We start from the raw sequence: 25,335 nt of genomic DNA, 5'->3' as shown, positions 1-25,335 counted from the left end.
ATGGGTGTTTAGACTGTTCGACCAAAGTCTTATCATGGCAAAGTTTTCTGACTGTCTGGAAGAGTTTGAAAAGATAGTCTCTGATCCTCCATCATAACATCGTATCCCACATCAAAATTTTTTTTTCTAATTTCATCCACAAGCTCCATGGCATAGTCAGATGCCGATGGTTTAATCATGAGCAACAGATATTGATCAGACTTTTTTAACATTGAAAGTGATTCAAGAAAACTCTCTATTCCACTTTGGGTTGCAGGAAATGATTCAGGCAAAGAATTTCTGCCAAAACCTGCACGCCTTATCTTCTCTCCGGAACATTCCACCATAAGGGGTTTCTCACTTTCACCTTTTTCAGGTATCAGGGTAAGGATATTATCCTTGGAGAGATTATCAAGAGTACTTTGTAATTCTGCAATGGTCTGCTTAAGAAAATTTTCCTTTTTTTCAAGATCCTGTCTTGTTTTTTCAGCGTCCTTTGCATCCTGATTTAGTTGTAACAGATCTTTTTGCACAACTTCTTTCTGTGCCAAGATGGAGCTTTCAGCATATTCCATCTCAACAATAAGCCTTGCCATATCCACAGAATCCGGCATAATACCCTTTTCCATCTTTTCAATAATTTGGATGGCCATACTTTGAAGAGTAGCTACTGCTGGCGAGTTATTATCGTGATTTTCCGGATAAGAAGGAATAGTATCTTCAGAAGAAGGAGAGTCCGGAAAAGACGATTTGCGGGAATTTGTATCTGAAAACTTAATGTTTACAAGATCCAGTGATATCAACAAAACAAGGAGAATCATTATGCCGGACAGACATGTGATAATATCCTGAAATGAAAAAAGTGATATTGATACTGATGCCCGTTCTCTTCTGCTTGGCATGATTTTCTCTCTATTGCCCGTTTTGTCAGCTCAATCTGACTGATTTTGCAGGTTCAATTTATTTACCGTGGAAATAGATACATTATTTCTATGATCGGGGGTGGCCGGACTCCGGCCATGACAGGTTACTGTGGTTATCCTTGAAATTCCAATTCAAATTGCTCAATTGACGGACTTAGAACTGCTTTTTTAAGCAACTGTTTTAAATAGTGACGATCTTCAATTGCGGAAATTCTTTGCATGATGTGATCTGGTACTGCTGAAAATTTTGTAGAAAGGACTTCTGCAACCATTTCACGTGCATCTTTCAACATTCCCTTTTCCATACAATACTCTTCAACGCTACTGACATATCTCATTTTTCTACCCTCCTCATATGAAAGTAATTTCTCCGAAAAACTCTTTTTAAGTTCATCAGGAAGAATCATAATCCAGTCTATAAAAAGGAACAGATGAATCACATACTGTTTTTCATAGCCCCGTTTATATAACTCAAGAGTTATATACCATTTCCATTGGTGTCGTTCATGACTATCATGACGTGTCTGGCGGGTCTTTAGGTAGGCCATTACCACAACAGCAAAAGGATTAGGATTTTTTTCAAGCATGACCATATCATCATAATCTAAAAGTTTAATCATGGGAAAAACCATGTCAAGCCTGAACCCCCAGCATTCTGAGGTAAAACAGGAAGGCCTCCAGGTATGACTATCGTCTGCCAGAAGTGCAACACTGACCACGGGATAACGGTACTTATCGTAAATTCTATAATTATAGACATACATCCTTTCAGCAAAGTCCAACTCGTAGTTTCCCTGTACCTCTACATGAATGAGTACCATCATCTGATTACCGTTAAGTGTATGAACCCTTACCAGTTTATCAGCAAGACGTCTTCCCAGTTCAGAATCTCTGACAAGCTCCTGAAACTCCTTGTCCAGAAAAGTATATTCCTGATTCCAGTCAATTCCACCATAAATCGACGGGAAAAAGAATTGAGTAAATTGTGAAAAAAATCGTTCAATAATATCTTTCCAGGGTGAATCATAATCAGGATAGTCAGGCATTGAGTAATCCTTTTGATGAATGTTTTGGCATGATTAATGATCAATTCCGATTAATCAATATATTTATATTTTTTTCCATGGAAATAGAGACAAATTTCCTAATATTCGAGGGTGGCTGACTTCCAGCCATGATCGTTTAGGCATGATTCATTTCCAGGTTTACACTTTACTGAGAGACAACTCTCATTAGCGGTAATATCTCATCAAAAAGAGTAAAGCACTTTTGGGGTCATATGAAGGATGCCTTTTTTACATCTTGAATTCATTAATGATGCAGGGTGAAGCCCAATAAATTGATATATTAGCTCCGAGAGTGTAAACTGGCAAATGAAAAATCCCCTTTTGGGGATATTTCTTGACAATGCACTTTAGAAAGTAATAAATACCTTTGAATGTAATTTTACCATAAAGGCACAATCCTTTTTCTATAATACTCATGATGCACATTGCATAATAATTGAAAAGTTTCACATTATTGGAATTCTACTATGTTCAAAAAAGCTATTTTAGTTACTCTACTTTTATCATTCATCGTCCCTTTCTTTTTATATGGAGCCGTGCGTTTAGATAAAGAATTCCTGATGTACCTTCCGTATTTAATTGAAAAATACGGAAAAGCTGTAGTATTAGAAAGCATCATAGGCAAATACACCATGAACTATACTATAGTTTATGATGGAAAATTTGCTTTTGCTGATCGTGGGTTACATGAAATGCCTATGAAGTTTATTAATAAATATTCAATTGCTTATGATATGGATAGATACGGTTTTACTATTTCAAAATTAATTAAAGAATTAGAGCCAACAAAATCAGGGCAAAATAAAACAATACAACAGCTCAAAACCTACATTGTTATACAAAAAAAAATAAAAGAAGCTGAAAGGTTATTGGAACCAATTTTATCTATTTACAGCATAAAGCGAGCATTAAACGCAATTATTAAAGATAATAATAACGGCATCACAATTTATTCAAAAAAAAATCTTGATTTTTATACAGTAGATAAGAATTTACAGGAAATTAATGATGATTACCTGAATGCTTTGTCAATTTCATATGATATGAAAAAAAATAATGTGAGTATCGAGGAGTTGGCAAAACGGCTTGAGCAAGAAGATATTGAAGCCCAAAAAGAAAAAGAAAGGCTCAGAAAAGAAAAAGAAAGGAAAGAAAAAATAAGACAAGCAGAACTTGAGAAAAAAAGAATAAAAAAACAAAACTTGAAAAATATTTTCGAGAAATAGCTGAGCAAGAAGTTTCAAATGAAATTGATATGTTGTTGGATGAGATAAATAAATTAGAAGAAGAGAAAAAAGTCATAGAGACTAAAGACAAAGAAATATCCGAAATACTTAAAAAAGAAATGTTATTAAAAACCGAATTATCAGAAAAAATGACTTCTTTAAAAAAGAAACAAGATGCCTTATTGGTTGAAGAAAAAAGACTTCAAGAATGCAGAAGAGGTTCATTGAAATGACAAAAATAATATTTTTAATAAGTGTAATCACTTTTTTATTTCTTTGTGAGCCTTTTGCAGATGAAAATATACATAATATACTATCAGATCTAAGCAGTCCTGAAAGATTAGAATGGAATGACTTTAAAACACGTGAAATAGAAAAACTGAAACTTAAAAATAAAATATCACTATTAAAAAAAATTCATTTTGACTTAAAAAATGAATTAATTAAATTGAAGCAAGAAGTGTATTTTAAAAATAGTGAACATGACAAAATTACTAAAGAAAATATTGAATTAAGAAAAGAAACAAACGTTTTTTTGACAGAATTATCAATCAAAGAATATGAAATTGATAATATTAGAAAAGAAATACTTGAAGAAGATATAAAATTTGGAAGAGTTAGATGTGACAAATTTGAAATACATGCTGAGTTAGACAATAATAATTCAACTATTAGCATTTCAATCAATACAGATCTACCAAAATCTACGCTGGTCAATATCACTATTAATAGAATGTTTGTTAATGCAGAAGATAACCAAAAATACGCTATAGACTATTTTGCAAAAAAGGTTACTGTTTCAGAATGGGAAAAGACGAGAAGCATCACATTAGATCAAAAAAAATGGGAGAATCAGTTTAAATCACAAATAATAAATTATAGACTTGAAGGTAAAAAAAAGGATATTGACAATCTGAAATTTTTCAACGTCACTGATATTGATAATTATGTGAATATTTATACAGAAGTTTCAATGGATCAAAGTGATGAGAGATTCGGGAACCGAAATAAAAACCTGGTAGGTCAATTAGTAACCACTTCAGAAGAATCAAAAACAGTAAGAAATATAACAAAAGCTTACCATACAATTGATGCTAACAAATTGATCAATACCCAACCACCGCTTTATAAACATAACGAACCCAAATCCCAACGAGAAGCTCCATTATTTGATTGTTACTATATTGGGTATAAATACGGCAGATGTGCAACTTTATTGACAAAAGGCAAAAATTGCGATCTCGAAAGTGATAAAATGCTTACAATTCCTGTTTCATGTCGTGGGCAGGAAAGCACAGAGAGAGGTATAAGCGCTGGAGTTTTTTCTGCATGGTATAGTTTTCCAGATTAATATCTTTATTTGAAACTGTAGTGGCAGAATCAATTTTCTGCCATATTTGGTGCGGATATGGCATCCGCTCCTACATTTCAATGTTCTTTGTGGCGGGTAACCGCCATGTACGTTTATTAGATTCTTATTTCTGATTTTAGTGAACTTCAAGGTAATATATCTTGGGAAAGCCTAAGTTTACTAATAATATTTGCGTGACAATAATCATTGCACTCATCAAGAAAACTCTCCTCCTTTTTTTTAAGGCCAACCATTATCAACTGAATGGAAAGAGCAAACACAAGTGCAAGAAGAGTTGTGTCAAATGCAACAGACAGCCCTGAAGTGATCTCCTGAAGAGAGGCTTTGAGATTATCAAGCCCATCACTCTGAATAAGAACAGTGCCAAAGCTTCCTATGGCCCGGGAAAGCCCTAATACTGTACCGATGAAACCAAGTACAGGGATTGCCCATAAGAATCCTCTTACAATACCGTAACTTGACTCCATGTGATCTTCATCATTTTGGGCCTGGGCACGAAGAACCTCAGAGACATCTGAAATCATGCCAATATTACGAAGATTGGCAAGTGCCCTTTCAATGCGATTGAGCAGTACAAAGTGTCCAGGGTCATCCACAAGGCCGTACATACGGGACAAAATATCTCTGGCTGTCTCCTGGGTAAGCTCAAATGCTGCTGTCTGGGGGACAACCATAAGGGTCAGTGCTTCTTTCTGCAACTTTAGCTTTCGCCACTTGATAAAAAGAATGGAGAGAGACCAGCATGAAAAAAATGCAATTGCATATGGTGTAAATCCCCTGTTAAAAAACATGTCAAAAACCGGAAATGCCTGAATATCAATAAATTCGTTCAAAGCAAAAATAAGACCATAAAAAAAAGCTGTAAAAGCTATACCAAGAAACAGTGTAACTCCTATATTAACATCTGTATATTTTCCGCCACTGACACCAAATTTTTCTTCAATGTCACTTTTTTCCCACTGTAAAACCTTTACAAATCCATTATTTTGCATTTTTATATTAACACCCCTATACAAGATACAAAACCCATCAGAAACAGGGAATTTTACATAGTTCAAAAAAGTATAAACCAATAAATGAAACATGCAAAAAAACAGATGAATCACTTTGAAGTACTTACACTCCTAACATTTACAGGCCAGGCAGATGGCCAGAAATCACTTTTAGACAAGTCAGCTTTTCTGATATCAATGTTCTCAACTCTTGAAGCAAGAACATCCCTTGTTCTGTTGCTGTCATATGGTTCAAAAAGAGGCTCTCCTGGCAGGTATGCTCCGTGTTCTGTAAAATTGACACTCTCTTTTGATTGTCTTTCCATTGTTAAAAAGACAACTGGAGTATTCTCGTTGCCCATTCTTGCGACCCACAGCTCATTTGGTGACATTCCGTTATTAATATTCAGTTTGTCCGGAAACTCCAGATCAACGTATCCAACCCATCTTGGCAAGCGCTTCATGGCAATCTTATGGATATTCAAACGGGCAAGAGATGTTGTCACTATCTCCTCTCCCTTAAAATATCTCTTGAGAATACTCTCTGCCTTCTTGCTCTCAATCTTGTGTTTCCTGTTTGCGGAACAGAGCCAGTTAACCTTTGAATTATCTATAAAATCCTTTATATCATCTGCCATCCCCTGGAAAGCACGGGCATTTTCACCTCCTGTCAAAAGCATAAACTCTTTTAACATAAAATCCATAATATAAATTTTTAACAACGAGGATATATCCTCTTCGTATAATTTCTGCATTTCTCCAAGTATGCTCTCTATTCCAGGCTCATAGATAATCTGGTCAATCATATTCTGAATAACAGTACAGTGGTACATCTTCTCAAGTTTACGGACATGGGCCGGAATCACATGGTTTGACTTGAAATCAGGCTCTGTATCATCACTTGACAACACATATGCAACGCCTTCATAGGATAAAATACTGTCAATATACTCCTTTGCAGGCTCTCCTTTAAAATACCACGTTTCCGGCTTCCTGTTTGGTCTTTCAACACTGCACTCCCAAAGATCCACAAAACGGGGGGTAAGCTCCATTTTTTTCAGGTCTTCCACAACCTTGTCCTTATGGAGCCTGAGATTGTTTTTAAGTGTATTTGCCTCTTCAGAAAGCGCTGCCCAGAAAAGATTGTCAGGGTCATAAATAACAGGATCTGTAATAAAATCAACATAGAGTTTGGAATTTTGATTTATCTTTTCAATAATCGGGGTAAGAGGATCGTTTGGAAATGCCGTTGAAAAAGTTTTTAAAGCTCTTAAATAATCATTAAGGCTTTTGGCACTGTTAATTGCAGCAATCTGGGATTTTCTTCCTTCCAGATTTGATTTCAGGCTGTTAAAACGACTGGCTGCATCTGAAAGGCGATCTTTCATGGATAAAGACATTAAATTCAAATCAAGGTCATTTGCATCTGCAAAAAGCTTTTCAATATTCTGCAATCGGCCGGCTATGGCATCATCAGCATCATCTTCATCTTCAAGCCCTCCAAAGGGATCAAGCAGAGCATCTTCAATCTGCTGCAACAGGTCTGCAAGCTGCTTCTCCTCAGAAGCTTTTATCAAACCCTTTTTCTCGTTCCAGCGATGCTCAATAACTGCAAGGCGACTTTTTTCAGCAAGCCCAATGAAACTTTCATTATCATGAACTTTCTGAAGCAACTCTTCAATGGTTTCAGAAGATTCCAGAAATCCAAGTGACTGAATCCTTTCAAGCTGCTCTATAAGCGCAACTGTATCCATTTTTTTCTGTTCAAGAATACTTTCAAGTTCATCTGCTCTATCCCTCTCCTTTTGGATATAACTTTCATTGAAAATTAAACCCCAGGAGTTCTCCATTTTGTCAATTACAGATGTAAAGCCTGCAAGATCCTTTGAATTAAAGGCGTGATCAAGTTCAGAAGCAATATCTGCCTTAATTGTTCTAATATAATAAAACGCCACAACTGAAACAACACAGATCAATGCAAAAGCCATTAAAAGTAAATTTCTGTTTCGCCTCCTCAACTGCTCCCTACGCCTTGCCCTGTCAGCCTCACCTATGACTCTTTGAATATTTTTCTGAAGTTCCTCAGGCAGGGATTGTCCTGTGCGTCTTGCAAGGTCATTAAGAGATCTCCAAAGTTCGTTAAGTCCCTCAGCATTGTCAGTGCTGAGCTGACGGTTTATCTGCAATAGAGTCTCTTCAAATGCCTTCCTGTCATTGAACTCTCCGACCTTCTGCCTGTACCATGTCATTGCCCTTTCATAAATATTCTTGAAAGAATCATCCGGCCTGAAATATCGGCTTTTTTCAAGATGCTGAAATGCTGTCACAGCTTCTCCAAGGGCATCAATATCTTCGGCCTCATGGGCAGATGCAATCTGTTTTATGGTGGCCACTGCCCTGTTGTACTGCTCCTCCTCAAGTGCATGGACCATAAAAGATTCAGCTTCGGCAATAAATCTTTCATCAACAGGAATACTCCATGGCTGCTTAAGCTCAACAATCAGCTTTGCCATATCATTGAGGTTTTTCTCTTTTTTTAAACGCTCAAGTTCCTTTGGAAGCTGCTGAAGGCGATGGTTTTCAAAAGAGGAGAGCTGATCTTTCCAGCGTACGTTTTCAGAATCAATCCTTACAATTTCTCTAAGTATAGCGGCACACTGACCTGCATTACCAAGATTATTGGCTCTTCTAAGGGATTGAATAAGGGGGGCAATTGCACGTTCTGTTACAAGACATTTTTTTACCCTCTCCATGGCATCCCGATTTAAAGGAACAGGTATCTGCCAGCCCCTTTCACGGCAAAGATCAGGCCACCCTGATGATTCCAGTCTTGCCATCTCCTCGCACAAAGATATCAAAGGCGGCTCCTGCTGTGCAATCTCTACAGCTTCGGCCATCATTCCTCTTTCAATAAGCTCTATAGAGTCCCGCAGGCGATCATTCAGGGTAAGGCACTGCCCTGAATAGATATTTGCCATCACTACAGGATCATGTGTTTCAATGTGGCCTCCGCCATCAAGTATCTTTTGAACAGTCTGGAATATATCTGTCATTTTCATAGAGATGCTATCTTTTTGACCTCCATACTCTGATGTTTAACTGGAATATAATTTCTGGCCTGATCATGGTTATCAAAAATGCTGCACAGAAAGAGGATATTTATTTTCCCAATGCAATATAGGCTTGACCGTTTTTTTACTGCTTCTATCTGAAGTGCCGTTTTCTATATCCTTGTCTCTGTCATCTGATTGATTCCCTGATGGTTCTCCCTCAGATATATCTTTATGAGAATCACTACCGAAAACCTCTTCATGAATATATCCAATATTCACATTCTGAAACGGTATAAGAGTCTCGGGATCAAAAGATGATGGTGCCGGTGTTCCTGTTGAGATAAAAGAATCAATATTTTTAAGCAGAGTTAAAAAATCTGAAAACTTCTGCTGTTCATAAGGCTTTGAGAAAAAAGCCAGCATCCTATTAACCCCTTTGTCATACTCAGCATTTTCTTCAGGCATCTTTTTCGATAACTCAACTATTTCAGAAAAATCCTTAATAACAGCAAGTAATGGCAATGATGATATCTTCTTTTTTAAGGAGTCCATTTTATTGTTAAGGGACTTTGTAATGTTTATTAGCAACTCAAACTCTTTTTCATTGCCACCATCTACATTGCCGCCCACCTCTTGCTCTCCAGCCATATTACCAGATTTATCAGAAGTATCAGCAGATTGATTCTGAACGGAATCAACACCTGCAACATCTTTCTTTTCAATGGCAGGGTCTTTTCTGCTGTTGTCGGAATTTGCCTTTTTCAGAAACGGCTCAGCATCTCTGACAAACTTCTCTATATAAGCAATCTCCCGATATATGGCATCCTTTATTTCATTTCTGACAGATTCAAGCTCATGAAAAAGCCCGAGATCAATAATAAAGGGAAGGCCATCTGCGTTAAGCTGCTTATTCACAGAGCAACTCATTGGAAGCTCAATGTTTTTTTTGCTGTCATCCTTTATACTCAATGCAAGTGTAGCTGTAAGTTGCTGTTCTAAATTATTTTGTGCTAAATAATAGAGAAAAACAGGAAGAAGCTCCATAAAACCTTTTTCAGATTTAATCTCCCACCCATTTTCAACAACCATGTCAGCTATTTGCATATTTGAAACTGCAACAGGTGATATCCACATAAGATCTGACGATTTTCCATCTGGGGTTTTCAGGTAAATGGCAGAAAAATCTTTTGGTGCATCAACATATATCTTTTCAGCCGATTTTTTGGAAACATCACCAAGAGGCTCATTGGTGTCATAATGTTTTATTTTCCATTTCTTTGAATCACTTATAAAAGGTTCTTCAAAATAGGCTGAAAATGTTTTCCCGTCAGATGCCATCATTCGGCATTCAATTTTCTTAAGTGAAGGTTCTGTATTAATTGTTGAAAAAGATTCTTTTGAAGGATAAAAATGAAGGTAGGTATTCAGGGAAGCCGGTACAGCTTTGCTTTCTTCATGTTTTTCTTCAGAAATATTGACATTTTTTTTAGAATTTTCAGAATTTTCTTCAGCCATATTACCCGAATGAACCTGGTTTGTATTTTGGGCAGAAGATTCTCCGGAATAAACTGAAGAATTATTATCGGAATCAACGGAAGAGTTATTCCCGTTTTTTTCTGACTTATCAGTTTGTTCTACCAGATTTGCAGATTCAGGGTTTTCCGGTAATGATTTGACATCAGAAGCTACAGGCTGCTCTTGATTTTTATCACCCAAGCCTATATTCAATGCACCGGATAGATATAAAACAAAAACAACAAACAAAACCCCTGCAATAAAAGCCATCAAAATTGAGGGAATGCCTGCACCAAATCCCCTTTTGATCTCTTTTTCGGTGCCATTGCCGGATTGAAAGTCCTGTTTTGAAGATAGCACATTTGAAGATGAAATTCCTTCAGGGTCATTAAAAGATGAAGATGAAGACGATATATTATAATCAGAAGCAGAAGCAGCATTAGAATCAAGAATATTTACTCCGTCAGATTTCTCAAAAGCCCCTGCATTTTCAGGTCTATCAAAGGAAGCCGAACTTTCAGGTCTCCCAAAAGAGTCGGAACTGTAAGGAGTATCAATCCCACTTACTGATGCCCCACGATTAACACCTGACTCATTTTTGATACCAGCATCTTTTTCCTTCCCGTAAGCATCTGTCTGCAAGGCATCATGCCTTTTCCAGAAAGGGTCTGTATTCTCCCATAAATCTTTGACATTCTGTTTTTCCGGTATGTCAAAAAGAGAAGCAGATGGATATTTTGCCAATGATCTGCATCCCTTGGACTCTTTTACACAGCATCTCCATATGCAGCCAGAATCCATGGGTTTTGTATTAAAATATGTATTGAAAGTTACTTCCCATCTCTTTTCAGCTCCCAAAATCTCCATGGATTCGGCAATAAGGGGAAGAGATGAATGCTCTACCCTGCCATCTGCAAAACGAATCATTGGGGCATTGCCAACATTAAACCTTATAAATGAGGGAGTCTGCATATTAGCTACATTAAAAGCAGAAGATGCAAATCGGTTCAGCATCTCATCTCCGACACTATTGCCAAAAAAGAAGCGCCAGCTCTTCCAGGCAGGCCGCAGGCTCTCTATTCCTGTTATCATTTTGGATTTCAAATCCATATATCCTGCAAGAAGAGATGGCTCGTCATCCCATTCATGTCTGAAAAGAGTGCCGGAAATCATTACCGATGCAGGGCCTGCCGGAATTTTTGCAATATCGTCCTGCTCCAGAACAAAGTGATGTGCTATCTTGTTTTCACGGCCACTGTAATCCCTGCCTGCCGGAGATATCCTTGATAAAACCGAAATATCCCTGCCTTCAATATTGAAGCGATAGTGACTGTAGGCAACAGGATTAAGAGCATAAAGCCCGTGGTCAACAGGATAAAAATAGTTATAACCACTAAGGGATTCGCATAGGGCTATATACTTTCGGGGCATTCCCTCTGTATAGGCAACAGGTGAAAAACCTGAAGTACCTGCTTTAAGTCCCCTGGGATACGATGTATATATAAGTTCATAGATCACGGAATCTCCTCATCATTAAATACAGTTCAAGTCCAACGATTTTGAGAATAATAATCTAATGTTCTTTCAAGGTTTGATTGTCGGGTAGAAAATGCCTTGAACCTTTGAAAAGACTTAAAAGTCACCCGACAGTTTAAACTTGAAGAAGCACTAAGGAATTGATTTTTAATAACTTGCCCATTCATCTCACCTCCAGCCACCTCTTACAGACTTACGATGGGGAGCTTGGTTAAGTTAATTAAACCCAATTACTAAGCAGCCTGAATATGCCCAAGCTGAGAAAGTATGTAAAGAAATGGTACCTCAACCCAAATAGGATTGACATTTTTTATTGCAACGCCTCTGTTATCCGGCTGATGTCCAATGGCGCTTACTGGAAGATATATGACTTCCTGGGCAAAGGATTCAACAGTATTGACATATTCAGGAGCTAAATCCTGGAAAAGAGCGCGTATATGAAGTGAGAATGCCCTTACCTTTTCAATGTCAAGAGCTGCGGACTCGCCTTTTTTCAGCCACTTCAACGGGGTACCTTTAAGTTTAACTCCCTTTGAAGAAAAATAGTCTGAAAGAAGATCCACCTTTGAAAGACCTACGACAATGGGCTTTTCAAAACGCTCCATTACAGTTAGTCCAGTATATTTTCTGATTCTGTCAATTGTTTCAATAAGAATCTTCTGCTGCTGGAAGTTTGTTCTGACAATCTTATCCCTTACATTTTCATTGATCCGTCCTGTAAACCTTGGATCTGATGTTGGATCAAAAAGAAAAAGAAATCCATGTGCATGGAGCATATGAAGTGTTCCCGGTCTCTGAATAACGTCCTGACCAGTCTGGAAATGCTCCCCTGCATTGTCATACACAGCAAGTGTCCTGCGGGAAAAAGGTTCATCAGGCTCACTTTTTTCCCCTCCGGAATTGTTCCACGGTATTGAAGTGTTTCCAGATGTTACTGTACTGCTGTTTCCAGACATCACTTTGCTGCTATTCCCAGACATTACTTTGCTGTTACTTCCAGATGTCACTCTGCTGTTTCTTGATAAAAGAGTAAATATCGCAGGCTGTGGAAGCAGCATTGTAATATCATTTATCTTAACCTGCCTTGAAAGCTCGGATGCCTCAATCTGGGTCTTTTCAATTGCATGGTAATCCACATCGTCAACAGGAAAAAAAAGTGCCTCCTCATAAGCATTCAACCACTGATTAGTTACATTATCGACATCTTCAAAAGTCAACCCAAAATATCGGGGCAACATCTTTCGCAACATCCATGTAGAACTTGCAAGATAATATGATTTACCTGATCCAGGAGTTCCTATAATTGAGAGAAAAAGTGGGACTGTATCAAGAAAAGGTACAGGTATTCTGAGATGGCAACGCGGACATGCCACATCTGTACAGATTTCGCCCCGCATATCAACAACTCTTCTTACCGGCATGAAATCCCTTGGTAGAAAACGGCTCTGCTCTTCACTGCCAAGAACAGGATCACCTGTTAAATCAGGATGACGGGCAATATAGAGCAATTCATCAATTGGATATTTATGCCAGCAGTATGGACAGAGGCGGGTGGTTTCATCATCTGCATCCATTTTGGGATCAAAAAGATCAGGAACTTCAAATGCCTTGATGCGCTTCTCTATCCCTGAATGCCACACATCATCAATGGGCAGAAGAGTCCCATCACAAACTGCTTTTCCAAGTGCTTCTCTGTTCACAGGACCATACTGCACTCCATCATGGTTATAAAACCAGAAAATTTCACGGCCCCTTGGAGCCATCTTTTTAGCTGATGAAGATGCGCTTCCAGAGGCACCATACATAATCCTCAGATGAACCTCTCCTGCCTTGAGGGTAAAAAACTTGTCCTTGTCAGCCTTGAGCCTGCTTCGATCAACAGGCTCACCGTTGAGAAAGGTTCGGCTTACGCCGCCGCTCCCTTCTCCTGCAAGATTGTAGATCTCAAGAAACTTTCCATCATTTATCAAAACAAACTGCACATGGGATTCAGCAACAGATGGATTATTGATCACAATATCACATTGACTTGAACATCCAAGCACAACAGGAGATGTTTTAATCATATATGGTTCAGTGGAGGTCTCTTCTGGAACCACGACTTTCCAGACATTTTTCATTCTATTGCGTTTACTCATATTCATCACACCTTGAAAGAACAGTAGTTAGAACTTACCACGCTTGAATTACTCAAGGGATTGAGCCATTTCCATAAATCTTCTGGACTCATCTTCATGCCCCTGGGCGTCATAGATATCGGCTGCTCTTCTGTAATAAAGACTCCTTTTATCCGGGTCTTCCTGGGCAAGTTTCAGGAAAATCTCCAGAAGTTGGGTTGTGCGAACCCCAAGGGCAAAAGAGGCCTCTGCAAATCCAAATCTTGTCGCAAAATCGGGCATTCTGCCGCAACTGCCGCATGAATTCATAAGAGCAGCATAAATATCTTTTGCCTTTTCATATTCCCCCAGAGCATGAAAGGTTCGCGCAAGGGAACGAAAAAGTGGTTCTTTAGCATCTCCAACAGGTTCATTTTCGATGATTTTCTGATAAAATTCAGCAGCATCCGTAAATTTGCCTTCCAGAAAAAAAGTCTCACCTTTCATCAATGCAAGGGCAACTGCTCCCTCATAATCACCATCTGACATAAGGCGATCAAGAAACTCATGCGCTCCTTCATACTCTCTTGCAGACCAGAAAGATTCACACATTAGATGCCATCCGCTTTCCGACCCTGGAAAATCACCAAGATAAATTTCTCCATATACCTTGCTTCTTGAATATTCTCCCATATTGAGATAACAAACTGCAATCTCAAGGGGAATATGGGTTTTACGATGGCTGTTTTTCTCAAGCGCCCTTAAAAGGTAATCCAAAGCCTCTTCAAACTCTCCTTCATTGAGGAGTACAAATCCTGAAACAAAATCCTGACCATAATCTGCGTAGGCTATCTGCCTTGTCTCATCAAGGGTGCTGCACAAAGCAAAAAAGGTCTCTTGAAGTTCATTGGGTTCTGCCTCTAAACCATCATACATATTGCCCTGACTATCTTCAGTAAACTCCTTTGAGGTGATCTCAGCTTGATTAAAGGAGTCCCCTGGCAAATTACCGGAACCTCCAGACAAACTACCGTCCCCACGTGGCAAACTACCAGAACCCCCTGGCAAATTACCAGAATTCCCTTGCAAACTACCGGAATCTCCTGGCAATAAACCTGTTTTTTCACACTCACTTAAAACTTCACCAAGGTGGAGAATCTCTGCTTTCAGGTCTGGATTATGAACAAGCTCAAGGGCAAGGGAGAGCAAATCACGGGCATCATTGAAACAGCCAAGTTCAATATACTCAAGGGCTTTTTCCTTATGGGTAATGGCAAGTCTTTCAGATGTATCAATAATTTTAAATGCAATACGTTCCCCAAATGAGACATCTTCCGATGGTTTTTCAAGATGATACTCCCTTGCCTTTTCGTACTCAATTTTAGCATAACCAAATGCCCCTTTGTCAAAAAAAGAATCCCCTTTTTTTTCAAAGCTTTCAGGTGTTTTTCGGGATAAAAAGCCAAATAACCCCATATGTTATAACCTCTCTGTCTTATCGTTACGACTCTTGAGTTACTCAAATAAGTGTTAATAAATGAAAGGAACGTTATCAAGTAGAAGATGATTTGTAAAGCAAAGATTGAGATTCAAAGTAGCCTGAAAACATCAGGAGAGAAAAAAGCAAAAAAAAACGTTCCCTGACCGGCGCCTGATGTTCAGGCACAGAAGAGGGAACGTTTAATACACAATAGTTTTTTTTACCGTGAACATGGATACATTGTTTCAATGTTCGGGGGTGGCGAAATCACAGCCATGTCCATTTACCGTGGAAATAGATACATTACTTGCTTTTAGGGGTCGGTTAATTGTAGAGACAAGGCATGCCTTGTCTCTACGTTGCAGATAACCCTAAAATTAAGTGTTGACAGTGCACTACACCCTTTCTGAAGCCAGAGAGCGTAGAAAAGCAACAATCATGAACACCATAAGAATCATGAAAGGAAATGACACCACAAAAGAGACTGTCTGGATGGCTTTCAAACCTCCGGTGAGAAGAAGCATGGCTGCAATTGTGCTGCACAGAAGGCCCCAGAATATTTTAAGGCTGTTTTTAGGATTGAGATCACCGCCGGAACTCATAACACCAACAACATAGGTCGCAGAATCAGCAGATGTGATAAAAAAGATACAAACAATTATCATTGACATGAGAGAGAGAAAGAAACCCATTGGAAAATGGTCAAACATCACAAAAATAGCAGTTGTAACATCTTTGAATGTTGCATCGGCAATACCCACTGACGGATCGGCAAGCTCCATATGGATAGCTGTTCCTCCCATGATACTGAACCATATAGCACACAAAAGTGTTGGTGCAAGAAGTGCTCCCATGACAAATTCTTTTATGGTGCGTCCTTTGGAAATTCTGGCGATAAATGCGCCAACAAAAGGAGCCCATGTCAGCCACCATGCCCAGTAAAATACAGTCCAGGCACCTATCCACTCATAACCTGCATGCTTGGCAACTCCGCCTGTTGTATCCATGAAAAAACTTAGCCAGATAATGTTCTGGGCATAATTTCCAAGGGATTCGATCAGGAACTTCAATATATAAACTGTCGGGCCGTTAAACAGCATGAGAACCAGAAGGCCAAAAGCCATAATCATGTTGGTATTACTTAAAAGCTTTATCCCTTTGTCAACACCACTTACCGCAGAAATAATATACAGAACCGTCACCACAACAATAACTAAAATGGAAACAGTCACTGTATTAGGTATGCCAAAAAGCTTGCTCAATCCTGTACAAACCTGCATTGCACCAAGCCCGAGGGATGTTGCAACTCCAAAAAGCGTTACAACAATAGCCAGTGTATCAATGGATCTTCCCATTAGTCCCTTCACTCTTTCCTTCCCGATAAGGGGCTCAAGTATCCAACTCAACTGACATGGATTTCCCTTACGAAAATGAGAGTATGCAAGCAGCATGGCAACAACAGCATAACATGCCCACGGATGAAGACCCCAGTGGAAAAAGGTTGTTCTCATGGCATCAGCTCCTGCCTGTGCTGTTTTAGCTTCAGCAAAAGGAGGACCTGCAAAGTGGTAAACAGGCTCGGCAACCCCCCAGAACACAAGACCTATGCCCATACCGGCAGCAAATAACATTGAAAACCATGCAGGAAGAGAGAACTCAGGCTCATCCTCGTCTTTTCCCAGCTTTACAGAGCCAAATTTGCTGAATGCAATACCAAAACAGAACACCACAAAAGATGCCACAACCAGCAGATATGACCACCCGAAGTTGTCGATAAAAAATTTAAAAAGTTTGTCAAACAGCCCTTTGACAGCATCTGGTGAAATCAATGTGGCCACGATAAAAACGGCACAACAGAGAACGGAAGCAATGGTTACTCCCTTATCAATGGAACTTGCATTTTCCTTCATTTGATACTCCTGAAAATTTGGAATTAACGGTTGTTTCCCTGGCGCAGGAAAGTTTCTCTAAACAGTAACACCCCTGTGCGCTTATTAATGCAAAGGCATCAAATTGTCAAGGCATTTTTGATGATTATCAATAATTATCCAATGTTTTTTTCTATTTTCATTATTCCAAGTGGTCATTTTTTATTTTTTATTTAAAAAGAACTCAAGTGTCATAAGTGGTTTTCCCTGACACCATTCTCTCTTGTAGCTGACACCATTCTCTAAAAAACATGTAAAGTATTTTATAGGGATATGAAATATGCCGGAAGTTTTATATAACCAACATGGCGATTCTCGCCACAATCGAAGAGATGAAAGTCGTTTTAAAAACAGGATGTTACCGAGACTTTCATATAAAATACGAAGAAGAGCTAAATCCTCAAAATCGACATCTTATTGCTTTTTCAGAAGTTATTGCATTTGTCTGAATCAGGATAACCATAATGGATAGGATGTTCAGGATAGATAATCCTGACTTATCTTTGTTAATCTTGGGAATCCTTATTCAGACAGTGTTGACAAGGCTTACAAGATCATGGATCACGACTTTGAGTAAATCCGGCAATGAAGCATGAGCTCCTCACCCAAAAAAAAGGGGTAATTTAACAGCTCGTTAAAGAGCCATCAAATTACCCTTTTATAATCTTGATTTCAGTGTGTTAGAAAAACAGGTCAGGAAAAAGCAGCAAGCTGCAAAGTCTCCAATATACCCCTTGGTATTGATTTTTAATAACGTACATGGCTGATGACCGCCACAATCTCAGGCAATCATATTTATCACTGTGCCTTTCATGTCATCCGCTGCCTGAACAGCCTTGATATTTGCATCATAACCGGACTGAAAATTAATCATTCCGGTAAATTCTTTGGCAAGATCGGTGTTGGAAAGCTCCTTTGTCATGCCATCACTACCTGTAACAAGAGGTCCCTGAGATGCGTCCTGGCTCAAAGTAACCCTGACACTGCCATTATCGCCTTCATTCATCACTGCCCTGCTGCTTTTAAAATCATCTGATTCCACATTGGCAACATTGTTTGCAGTGACAGCCATACCTGTACCAAAGGCCTGGATAGCCTGGGCACTGTTATTTATTGAAGATACCATAACACCCTCCCTTTAGCTGTCTTGTGGCAATTAAAAAGCCAATTAATGTTTAAAAGCTGATAAATCAAGACGAAAAAAGTCACTCTCAAATATTTTTTATCAGCAACCCCGCTACCTTTTCATATTCATATGTAAGTAGTTCTTCTTCAAGTTTAAACTGTCGGGTGACTTTTAAGACCTTTCAAAGGTTCAAGGCATTTTCTATCCGACAATCAAACTTTGAAAGAACAGTAGATACAAAGAAACAATTAGTTAAAACTTAAAAAAATATAACATTCTAACTTGTATCGCTACTTACATATATGGGTCAGGCCGGAAGCTTTGCGTCCTCTCCTTTCGAAGAGTTTGCCTTTATGGCATCTGTTTCATTTACCGTGGAAAGGGATAGAAATTTCCATCCTTGGAGATGACTGCATCTCAGCCATGTCCAGTTTAGCTTGATATAGTTTAGCTTGATATGAATGATGCCGCCTTTTGTAAATTTAATGGTAATAAATAATTATGTCAACCTAAATACTCAAAGTATAGGCTTCCAGAAAAATATTTCTTAATCTTAACCTTGAAGGGTAACCACATGGGGTTGCCCCTACATTGTGCTTGCCAATTTAATTATCTGGAATACTATAGTCACAGTAATATTTTCAACCCTTGCCAATCTTGTCTAAAATATATCATTTTTTATGCACAGAGAACTCCCACTCCTCAGGCTCTCCATCCTTTTGGGGGAGCCTTGTCTCCTTAAGAACAACGCCTCCAAGTCTGCTCTCCACAACCTTTCTGGTATGATTCCCTGTTATTACGGTTCCGGGCAATATTGCCTTTCGAGCTTTGATAATTGCAGCACCTTTATTTTTTCTGAATGTTTTTAAGATCATCTTTTTTTTGTATTTCAAAACCTCAATGTTCTCTTTAGCATCATTATAACTTCTATCGGCAGCTTCAAGCTCTTCCTGAATTGCTTCTTCTCTTTTAAACAATATTTCCAGATCATGACTGGCTTTTTGGATTTTTTCATTTAATTTTTGAATTTCATAAACAATCTGGGACTCTGCACTTCCATGCTTGGCATTATCAGCTTCTACATTCTCAGCAGATTTCATATTTTCAGAAACAGCATCCATTGAATTTAATATGTTACGTTTATCAAGACTCTCTTTTCCCTTAGCTGTCTGCCCTGAAAATGCCAAGAGATCAAGCTTTCGTTTAAGTTCAGATATTTCAAGCTGTCCTCTGTCCTGAACATGGGCAAAGGCAACAATTTTCTCGGCCAGCTCACGATTCTCTTTTTTTAACTGATTGGCATTTTTTACACTCTCTTCCATGCGTTCCCTGCATGCCTCTGTCTCATCCCTTATAGATGCCAGTTCCTTCTCAAGATGATCATCTCCTCCAACACGCAAAATGCATGGTGAAGATGTTTCAGTACCAATTTCTCTTGATTCAATACCCTGTTTGGATGCAATTTCAGAAGATATCATGCTTCCGTTTTTTGTGATACAAGAACCACTGGTCTGGATGGTAGAGTCAAGAATCTCCTTTTCAGCAACAACATCACCATATGCAGAGATATCTGATTTTATGATATATTTTGCTACAACACGCCCCTGGGAACGAATAGTTGCCCCTGTTATACCTCCTGTTACAAGAACATCTCCTGTGGTTTCAATATCAGCGGACTCAATGGTTGCAGCTTTCAATGTAGCACACTTAACACGAAAACCGCTTCTAACTGTATCACTTACGATTATATTGCCCTCAAAGTCAACATGACCGGTCTTCAAGCCGATATTACCTGCAATTTTGTGCTCCATCAGAACCGAAATCATACCATCGTAGGTAACTCTTGGTTCTCCTGCTGCCTTTGCCACAACCTTAAGTTTATCCTCGGAAAATGCAGCGCCCTTACCGCATCTTATAGGAATATCCGAAACGGCCTGGGCTTCAATGGGCAATCCATGGACATCCACCCCCTGGGTTGGCCACTCAACAGGTGTTTTTTCCGCAAGCAAATCTCCTGCTGACACAAAAGGTATCTCCCCCCTGTCCATGAAATCAATACTGCCATCCTTCTTTTTTGCGCCAATTTTCAGATAATCTGTATCAAAAAAATAATCTACAACAGCATCTTTTCCGGATTTAGCAGGAAGGCCCCTTGCTATTACAAGTTCAAAAAATGGATCTTCCTCTTTTTTTATCCCTGCATCGTCATTTTTGGAAGCACCATTATCCTTTGGATGCTCACTATTTAATGCGGCTCTTTTATTTAACAGTATTTTTTTTGATACTTTTCGTAAAAACAATTCAATAACACCATCATCAACCACTCCATACGCAATTTTAGCAGCATTCATTTCAGACCTTACCATATCAAGCGTAACTATCTTATCTGTAATCCTGTTAATCTGGAGTAGAGCTTTTAACCCGTCACCTGCAACCTGAATCCTGAATGCTGGCAATATTTTCCCGCTATCTCCGGTGTTGTCAAACCTTGATTTGTCACAATCCTTATTCTCTTTGGATGCTGAAGAAAATGGTGGCTCAGAAGGAGATGGTGGAACTGGAGCAGATGGTGGCTTGGATGGAGATGATGACTCAGGTGAAGATGGCGGCTTGGATGGAGGTGATGGCTCAGGTGAAGATGGCGGCTTGGATGGAGGTGATGGCTCAGGTGAAGATGGCGGCTTGGATGGAGATGATGACTCAGGTGAAGATGGCGGCTTGGATGGAGATGATGACTCAGGTGAAGATGGCGGCTTTGATGGAGATGATGACTCAGGAGAAGATGGCGGCTTTGGTGGAGATGATGGCTCAGGAGAAGATGGTGGATTTGATGGAGATGATGGCTCAGGATAACATGATGAGTCAAAATTGGTGTTTCCTTCACAATCTACTGCCGGAGCTGAATCTGGTGATTCATCCTGGGATTCGTCTTGGGATTCATCTCGGGATTCGTCTTGGGATTCGTCCTGTGAAACAAAAACAGCGGACATGCGTTTTTGACTTGCAAGTACCCTCTCCTGCTGTTCCTGGGTCATTGCACCGTCATTGACGAGTATATCTCCGATAAGTTCCATTGTCTGGTGATCCTTGAACTGTCTTGCCTGTTTTTCAAGGGCATCATCCGCTTCTTCCTGTGTAATAAATCGATTTTTTATGGCAATGGTACAAAAACGGTTATCAAGCTGGCGAACTTTCAGTGATTCAATCCTCTCATTCAAGATTCCCATCTGTTCATCGGAAACAAGGCCACACATAACAAAAAAATCATCAAAAGAAATTGATGAACCAGCCTTGCCAAGCAGTTGAAAGGAGCACATTGCATATTCTACCTGCTCCTTTGTTACCATTTTCTCAAACATTGCAACCCTGCAGATATCAGGAATCTGGGGAGAGCTTTTTCTTGATTTTATTTCAAAAACATCTGAACATGACTTGCAGGTGAGTTTTTTACCAATAAGGGCAGCGAGAACCTTGTATTTTTTCTGGCAACTGGGGCAAACTGTGAGGATCATGGTTTTATTTTTTTCAGTCATGCTCTCCCTCTCTGTAAGATTCTCAAGAGTAGTAATATTCCCCAAAAACGGGAATGTTGTTCCTGAAAGTATAAACCGGCAAATGAAGGATATTGTTTATTGTTAATGTATTATTAGTCTGTCGTCAATATATTCCTTTTTCGAAAAATTCTGAACCATGATTAAAGGATTAACACGATTAAAAATCAAGATAATCCCTTAATCATGAAAATCATGGTTCAAAAAAAGTGTAAACCGACAAATGAAAATGCTGGATTATCACAACGCCATTGCAGCAAGATAGCCCTGATGAACAGCATCAAAGGCCATACCAATGTTTTTGGCATCCCCTATAACATCAAAGGGAATGTTCAAATCCTTGATATCATCTACAAGATTGTTTTCAGATTTTGAACCTGTGGCAATAACAACAGTATCGGCAAGAATTGTCTCAACGCCGTTTTCAGATTGTATGCGGATACCTTCGCTGTTGATCTCAAGGGCTCGGCTTCCAACCCTTGATTCAATGCCAAAACGTCCAAGATCCTGAAGCATACCCCATCTTGTGCTCTTGCCAAACTCTTTTCCAACCTTGTCAAGCATCTCCACAATGGTGATCTTCTTTGTCCCTTTTGTGGCCATCTCATACAAAAGATGTTTATCCTCTGCCCTGTTTACCAGCAAAAATTTAAGGGCTTCACCAGAAAGGGTTCCTTTTTCTGCAAGAAAAAGAGCTGTCTCAACCCCCACTGCACCACCGCCAACAACAACCACCCTGTCTCCTGTATAAACCCTGTTCATAAGCACATCCCACGCTTGAACAACATGGCTCATCTCAATTCCTGGTATGGGAGGTGTCATGGGTGATGCTCCGGTTGCAAGAATAATATGATCAGGATTTTCCCGCTCAATCAAAGCTCTATCCACATTGCTGTTCAGATGGATTTTAATTCTGTCATTTCTGATCTCTGTCTGTGTTGCAAGATTTCTTGCAAATTCAGCAAACTCCCCTCTTCCGGGAGGAGCTGCTGCAAGAAAAAGCTGGCCACCAAGGCAGTTGCCTTTTTCATATAGTGAGACGTTATATCCCCTGTCTGCAACTGCTGTTGCAGCACTCATACCACCTGCTCCACCACCTATGACCATAACTTTTTTAGATGCATTGTCATCAGATATTTCAACAATTTTGCGACTATTTTCATGGCCTGCCCTTGGATTGCAGAGGCACTCAACATGTTTGAGCTTGAAGAGATTATCAAAGCAGCCCTGGGCACAGGCAATGCAGTGGATGATTTCCTTCTCCCGTCCCTCCTTTGCCTTTACAGGCAAAAAAGGATCTGCAATAAGACTTCTGCCCATTGCAACCATATCGCACATACTATCTCCTATAAGCTGCCTTGCAACTTCAGGATCATTTATTCTGTGACTTGCAATAACAGGAACATCAACAACCTCCCTGATTCCCCTGGAAAGATATGCAAATGCTCCCCTTGGCACAGAGGATGTTATCTGGGGAATCCTTGCTTCATGCCACCCTACATTGATGCATAAGGCATCCACCCCTGCCTGTTCAACAAGGGCTTTTGCGTAACCTTTAAGCTCCTTTCTCCCCTGACCATCTGGCATGAAATCATTTCCATTCATCCTTACAATTACAGGGTAGTCATAACCGACAGCAGCCCTTATTGCCTGCATAACCTCAATGCCAAACCTTATGCGGTTTTCAAAGGTTCCACCATACTCATCTTCTCTTTTATTGGTAAGAGGAGAGAGAAATTCGCTTATGAGATAACCTGTTCCACTAAGGATCTCAACAGCGTCAAAGCCAGCTTTTTTTACCCTTACGGCAGCATCTGCAAACCGCTGGATAATGTTTTTTATTCCATCAATATCAAGCTCCCTTGGAACTTCGCGGGTAAGGTTTGATGCAATGGGAGAGGGAGCAACCGGTTTTTCGCCATTGAGGAAAAAGGACATGTTATAACGCCCCGCATGGTTGATCTGCACACACGAAGCAGCTCCGTTTTCCTTTATGGCAGATGCAAGACGACTTAATCCAGGAATGTGATCATCAATGTGAGCACCAATATTTAGGGTGTTGCCGGAAAGTTCATCAACTGTGGCATATCCCACAGATATCATGCCGGCCCCTCCTTTGGCTCTTTCAGCATAAAAATCAATTATCTGGTCTGTGACATTAAAATTTTCCGCCATTCCAAGATGCATGGCAGGCATGAAAATACGGTTTTTGACAACAAGTTTGTTGATATGAATTGGCTGAAACAGAGGTTCCATCTGTATTAATCTCCTTTAATGTTTATTATTTACTGATAATGTTTATTTTCAAAATCGACACCTATGATCTTGTAAGCCTTGTCAACAGTGTCTGAAACAGAAGGATAGACAAAATGTCAACTTTGAGATTTCAGGTTTGAAAAAAAGCTATTGCTTCTTCAAGTTTAAACTGTCGGGTGACTTTTAAGGCTTTTCAAAGGTTCAAGACATTTTCTACCCGACAATCAAACCTTGAAAGAACACTATTCAGGCGGCAGAAAAACAGGCTTTGTTGAAAAAAAAGCTCTGCTGCCGAACGATAATCTTCCCTGCCCTTTGCCTTGAGCATCCTCTTTATGAACTTGCGGCTCTCCGGAAAAGATGGTCCCATATATCCCCAAAATCCCTTCATTCGTCCGGTAACATGCACCGGACCATAAAATTTTTGTGAATAAGCATCAAAAAGCTCATCATGAAACATTTTTATTTTATCAAGATCATCTTCCTTTTTGCGGACATTGCCTTTTATCTCTGAAGGGAGAAAGGGATTTGCAAGAACTCCTCTGCCAATCATGAATCTTTTTATTGAGGAAAAACGACATGCAACATCCTCAAAAAATCTCAAGGAGACAATATCTCCGTTATAGACAAGATTATGAGAAGTGTTGTCTGAAACTACCCTGAAATAATCAAGATCAGCTTTTCCTGTGTACATCTGAACTCCTGTTCTGGGATGAACAATCAGCTCTTCAATGGGATATTTTTCAAAAACAGGCAGAAGACGCAGAATTTCTTCCCTGTCATGACGCCCAAGGCGAAGTTTTATGGATAATCTGCATGGAAGCTCTTCAAAAACAGAAGCCAGAAGCTCGTCCACCATGCCCGGCCATGGCAGCATTCCGGAACCCCGCTTTTTTTTTGCCACCTTGGAGTGGGGACATCCCATGTTCCAGTTGACAATATCATATCCAAGGGCTTCAATCTCCTTTGCAAGAAAAAGAAAGTCCCCTGCAACATTGCCAAGTATCTGGGGTATAAGCTCCCTGGCGTGAGAATTGTTTTCCGGCAAAATATCCTTTAAACGGGATAAATTGAGACGATGCTCTCCCATTGTTGATATAAAAGGAGCCATCGCACTCTCTATACCATCAAAATGGCGAAAATAGATATCCCTGAAAACCGCATCAGTATATCCCTGCAATGGTGCCAGTATGATCTCATGGGTCACTCTCCCCTCCTTCAAAACCGCTTTGTAT

At 39.5% G+C, this 25,335-nt stretch carries 15 protein-coding genes and 1 riboswitch; of the genes, 3 read left to right on the top strand and 12 right to left on the bottom strand.

The window, feature by feature from the left end:
* Positions 1–32: 32 nt before the first annotated feature.
* Positions 33–881 (bottom strand): hypothetical protein, encoded by an 849-nt coding sequence (locus MTBBW1_RS21725; protein WP_080807110.1) that lies wholly within the window; start codon positions 879–881, stop codon positions 33–35.
* A gap of 134 nt (positions 882–1,015) precedes the next feature.
* Positions 1,016–1,948 carry an RpnC/YadD family protein gene (locus tag MTBBW1_RS21720; RefSeq protein WP_080807108.1) on the bottom strand — a complete coding sequence of 311 codons (933 nt, stop codon included), beginning with the start codon at positions 1,946–1,948 and terminating at the stop codon, positions 1,016–1,018.
* A 488-nt stretch (positions 1,949–2,436) separates the two neighbouring features.
* Between MTBBW1_RS21720 and MTBBW1_RS28655 the strand changes: the two genes are divergently transcribed.
* Genes MTBBW1_RS28655 through MTBBW1_RS21705 form a run of 3 tightly spaced genes read left to right on the top strand, consistent with a single transcriptional unit; the run spans position 2,437 to position 4,546 of the window.
* On the top strand, positions 2,437–3,195 hold the full coding sequence (locus MTBBW1_RS28655; protein ID WP_186441627.1) for a coiled-coil domain-containing protein: 759 nt from the start codon (positions 2,437–2,439) through the stop codon (positions 3,193–3,195).
* A gap of 29 nt (positions 3,196–3,224) precedes the next feature.
* Positions 3,225–3,428 carry a hypothetical protein gene (locus MTBBW1_RS21710; RefSeq protein ID WP_080807104.1) on the top strand — a complete coding sequence of 68 codons (204 nt, stop codon included), beginning with the start codon at positions 3,225–3,227 and terminating at the stop codon, positions 3,426–3,428.
* Complete coding sequence (locus tag MTBBW1_RS21705; protein ID WP_080807102.1) at positions 3,425–4,546, top strand: hypothetical protein; 1,122 nt, start codon at positions 3,425–3,427, stop codon at positions 4,544–4,546. The genes MTBBW1_RS21710 and MTBBW1_RS21705 overlap by 4 nt, the downstream gene beginning before the upstream one ends.
* 146 nt (positions 4,547–4,692) lie before the next feature.
* On the opposite strand, the gene MTBBW1_RS21700 is transcribed toward MTBBW1_RS21705, so the two are convergent.
* From MTBBW1_RS21700 to MTBBW1_RS21655, 10 genes are all read right to left on the bottom strand, one after another.
* Complete coding sequence (locus MTBBW1_RS21700; RefSeq protein ID WP_222424140.1) at positions 4,693–5,559, bottom strand: MotA/TolQ/ExbB proton channel family protein; 867 nt, start codon at positions 5,557–5,559, stop codon at positions 4,693–4,695.
* 110 nt (positions 5,560–5,669) lie between these two features.
* A complete protein-coding gene (locus tag MTBBW1_RS21695; protein WP_080807100.1) occupies positions 5,670–8,618 on the bottom strand; it encodes a hypothetical protein in 2,949 nt (982 codons plus the stop codon).
* A 72-nt stretch (positions 8,619–8,690) separates the two neighbouring features.
* Positions 8,691–11,645: a GAP1-N2 domain-containing protein gene (locus tag MTBBW1_RS21690; RefSeq protein ID WP_080807098.1), complete on the bottom strand. Its 2,955-nt coding sequence runs from the start codon at positions 11,643–11,645 to the stop codon at positions 8,691–8,693.
* A 251-nt stretch (positions 11,646–11,896) separates the two neighbouring features.
* Positions 11,897–13,801 (bottom strand): GYF domain-containing protein, encoded by a 1,905-nt coding sequence (locus tag MTBBW1_RS21685; RefSeq protein WP_080807096.1) that lies wholly within the window; start codon positions 13,799–13,801, stop codon positions 11,897–11,899.
* Positions 13,802–13,849: 48 nt separating this feature from the next.
* Entirely contained in the window at positions 13,850–15,235 is a 1,386-nt protein-coding gene (locus tag MTBBW1_RS21680) for a tetratricopeptide repeat protein (RefSeq protein ID WP_080807094.1), read from the bottom strand.
* A 399-nt stretch (positions 15,236–15,634) separates the two neighbouring features.
* Entirely contained in the window at positions 15,635–17,149 is a 1,515-nt protein-coding gene (locus tag MTBBW1_RS21675; RefSeq protein ID WP_080807092.1) for a glycine betaine uptake BCCT transporter, read from the bottom strand.
* 799 nt (positions 17,150–17,948) lie between these two features.
* The gene (locus MTBBW1_RS21670) at positions 17,949–18,293 is read right to left on the bottom strand and encodes a flagellar basal body rod C-terminal domain-containing protein (RefSeq protein ID WP_080807090.1); all 345 of its coding nucleotides are present in this window, start codon (positions 18,291–18,293) and stop codon (positions 17,949–17,951) included.
* 280 nt (positions 18,294–18,573) lie between these two features.
* Positions 18,574–18,653: riboswitch (cyclic di-GMP riboswitch) on the bottom strand.
* 311 nt (positions 18,654–18,964) lie between these two features.
* Positions 18,965–21,826 (bottom strand): FapA family protein, encoded by a 2,862-nt coding sequence (locus tag MTBBW1_RS21665; protein ID WP_139786856.1) that lies wholly within the window; start codon positions 21,824–21,826, stop codon positions 18,965–18,967.
* 258 nt (positions 21,827–22,084) lie between these two features.
* Positions 22,085–24,100, bottom strand: a complete 2,016-nt coding sequence (locus MTBBW1_RS21660; protein ID WP_080807084.1) for an oxidoreductase — start codon at positions 24,098–24,100, stop codon at positions 22,085–22,087.
* 193 nt (positions 24,101–24,293) lie between these two features.
* Positions 24,294–25,307, bottom strand: a complete 1,014-nt coding sequence (locus MTBBW1_RS21655; RefSeq protein WP_087881819.1) for a tRNA dihydrouridine synthase — start codon at positions 25,305–25,307, stop codon at positions 24,294–24,296.
* Between the last annotated feature and the right edge of the window lie 28 nt (positions 25,308–25,335).

Origin of the sequence: Desulfamplus magnetovallimortis, from assembly GCF_900170035.1 — a bacterium.
GTDB classification, from domain to species: Bacteria; Desulfobacterota; Desulfobacteria; order Desulfobacterales; family Desulfobacteraceae; genus Desulfamplus; species Desulfamplus magnetovallimortis.
The sequence above is the reverse complement of the archived record's forward strand: the minus strand, read 5'-3'. Positions and strand labels throughout refer to the sequence as shown.